The sequence below is a fragment of the Colwellia sp. F1 genome (genome assembly GCF_056238625.1).
This window is the reverse complement of the sequence record NZ_JBWDLI010000029.1, coordinates 2,220-5,758: the sequence shown is the minus strand read 5'-3', so window position 1 is coordinate 5,758 and position 3,539 is coordinate 2,220. Positions and strand designations below refer to the sequence as shown.

Genomic DNA, 3,539 nt, shown 5'->3' with positions numbered 1-3,539 from the left:
GTAATTTTTGTCAAACTTTTTGACAGCGATAAATCGCTTAATAACGACGTAATTAACCGCGACGTGTAGGCTTTTCTACACGAGCTTTTCATTACTAAGTTAGTAAGTGACTTTAGCCTGTCAATACAAAACCACTTGGGTGTTGTATGGTTAAGCCTCACGGGCAATTAGTATCAGTTAGCTCAAGGCCTTGCAACCCTTACACACCTGACCTATCAACGTTGTAGTCTCCAACGACCCTACAGGGAGCTTAAAGCTCCAGTGAGAACTCATCTCAAAGCCTGCTTCCCGCTTAGATGCTTTCAGCGGTTATCAGTTCCGAACGTAGCTACCGGGCAATGCTATTGGCATAACAACCCGAACACCAGCGGTTCGTCCACTCCGGTCCTCTCGTACTAGGAGCAGCCCTCTTCAATTCTCAAACGCCCACGGCAGATAGGGACCGAACTGTCTCACGACGTTCTAAACCCAGCTCGCGTACCACTTTAAATGGCGAACAGCCATACCCTTGGGACCGACTTCAGCCCCAGGATGTGATGAGCCGACATCGAGGTGCCAAACACCGCCGTCGATATGAACTCTTGGGCGGTATCAGCCTGTTATCCCCGGAGTACCTTTTATCCGTTGAGCGATGGCCCTTCCATACAGAACCACCGGATCACTATGACCTACTTTCGTACCTGCTCGACGTGTCTGTCTCGCAGTTAAGCTGGCTTATGCCATTGCACTAACCGTATGATGTCCGACCATACTTAGCCAACCTTCGTGCTCCTCCGTTACTCTTTAGGAGGAGACCGCCCCAGTCAAACTACCCACCAGACAGTGTCCCCAAGCCCGATTAGGGCCCTAGGTTAGAACATCACGCATACAAGGGTGGTATTTCAAGGTTGGCTCCACAAAATCTAGCGACTCTGTTTCAACGCCTCCCACCTATCCTACACATGTAGGAGCAATGTTCACTGTCAAGCTATAGTAAAGGTTCACGGGGTCTTTCCGTCTAGCCGCGGGTATACGGCATCTTAACCGCAAATTCAATTTCACTGAGTCTCGGGTGGAGACAGTGTGGCCATGATTACGCCATTCGTGCAGGTCGGAACTTACCCGACAAGGAATTTCGCTACCTTAGGACCGTTATAGTTACGGCCGCCGTTTACCGGGGCTTCGATCATGAGCTTCGTCCGAAAACTAACCCAATCAATTAACCTTCCGGCACCGGGCAGGCGTCACACCGTATACGTCCTCTTACGAGTTTGCACAGTGCTGTGTTTTTAATAAACAGTTCCAGCCACCTGGTTACTTCGACCCTCTCCAGCTGAGGAAGCAAGTTCCATCACCAAAGAGGGCGTACCTTCTCCCGAAGTTACGGTACTATTTTGCCTAGTTCCTTCACCCGAGTTCTCTCAAGCGCCTTAGTATTCTCTACCTAACCACCTGTGTCGGTTTGGGGTACGGTTTCTATATATCTGATGCTTAGAAGCTTTTCCTGGAAGTATGGCATCAACTGCTTCTGCTCCGTAGAGCATCGTCTCGTGTCTCAGTCTTAAGGTCGTCCGGATTTTCCTAAACAACCAACCTACACACTTTCACATGGACTACCAACGCCATGCCAGCTTAGCCTGCTCCGTCCCTCCTTCGCAATATATAGAAGTACAGAAATATTAATCTGTTTCCCATCGACTACGCGTTTCCGCCTCGCCTTAGGGGCCGACTTACCCTGCCCTGATTAACATGGGACAGGAAACCTTGGTCTTTCGGCGGGGGAGTTTTTCACTCCCCTTATCGTTACTCATGTCAGCATTCGCACTTGTGATACCTCCAGCAAACTTCTCAATTCACCTTCAACGGCTTACACAACGCTCCCCTACCACTCGAGCATATCGCTAAATCATCTTTGCTCGCATTTCCTGCATCAAACCGACTCCTTTGAAGGACGCTTGACCGATTTTTGTTACTTTCTCGTTGAGAAAAAATCGTTACTTAAATAACTTAGTGATATGCTCGAATCCGCAGCTTCGGTGACTAGTTTAGCCCCGTTACATCTTCCGCGCAGACCGACTCGACTAGTGAGCTATTACGCTTTCTTTAAAGGATGGCTGCTTCTAAGCCAACCTCCTAGCTGTCTATGCCTTTCCACATCGTTTCCCACTTAACTAGTACTTTGGGACCTTAGCTGGCGGTCTGGGTTGTTTCCCTCTTCACTACGGACGTTAGCACCCGCAGTGTGTCTCCCGCATATCACTCATTGGTATTCGGAGTTTGCAAAGGGTTGGTAAGTCGGGATGACCCCCTAGCCTTAACAGTGCTCTACCCCCAATGGTGTTCGTGCGAGGCTCTACCTAAATAGATTTCGGGGAGAACCAGCTATCTCCCGGCTTGATTAGCCTTTCACTCCGACCCACAAGTCATCACCGCATTTTTCAACATACGTGTGTTCGGTCCTCCAGTTGATGTTACTCAACCTTCAACCTGCTCATGGGTAGATCGCCGGGTTTCGGGTCTATACCCTGCAACTAAACGCGCAGTTAACACTCGCTTTCGCTACGGCTCCCCTAATCGGTTAACCTTGCTACAGAATATAAGTCGCTGACCCATTATACAAAAGGTACGCAGTCACCCTCAAGGGGCTCCTACTGCTTGTACGTATGCGGTTTCAGGTTCTATTTCACTCCCCTCACAGGGGTTCTTTTCGCCTTTCCCTCACGGTACTGGTTCACTATCGGTCAGTTAGTAGTATTTAGCCTTGGAGGATGGTCCCCCCATATTCAGACAAAGTTTCACGTGCTCCGTCCTACTCGATTTCACTTAAAGGTGGCTTTGGTGTACGGGACTATCACCCTGTATCGTTGTCCTTTCCAGAACATTCCACTAGCGCCCAATAAGCTTAAGGGCTGATTCGCGTTCGCTCGCCGCTACTGACGAAATCTCGGTTGATTTCTTTTCCTCGGGGTACTTAGATGTTTCAGTTCTCCCGGTTCGCCTCGTTAACCTATGTATTGAGTTAACGATACCTAGCTTATGCTAAGTGGGTTTCCCCATTCGGAAATCGTTGGCTGTAATGGTTTTTATCACCTTACCAACGCTTATCGCAGATTAACACGTCCTTCATCGCCTCTAACTGCCAAGGCATCCACCACATACGCTTAGTCACTTAACCATACAACCCCAAATGTTTTTGTGTTTGAACTGTTATGCGTCGTTGCACTGCATTGCTCGTTCAGTCATGTGGTGAACCACACTCCCTTACTCGCGCTTTGTGCGCCTTGCCTAACAATTAAAACCCTGCAACATTAATTAATCCTGTTTAAAACAAATCAATTATGTTTTGGACTACTCGGTGACTAAACCGAGTTAATTGTAAAGTCTGACATTTTCACGTACTCAACAAACATAATGTTTGTGATGAGTTACTTGATAAAACAATAATTATCGAGTAGATAATTATTGAGTTTTGATAAACATCCTTGGGAGAATGTTTATCGCTTTGTTGGTATTTATACTTTGTGCAATGTTCAGCGCGACACTGTTCATTGCGATATAAA

General features: G+C 47.7%; 1 rRNA gene. It reads right to left on the bottom strand.

The window, feature by feature from the left end:
- Window positions 1–146: 146 nt before the first annotated feature.
- A 23S ribosomal RNA gene (locus AC0UA9_RS16530) occupies window positions 147–3,154 on the bottom strand.
- Window positions 3,155–3,539: the final 385 nt, after the last annotated feature.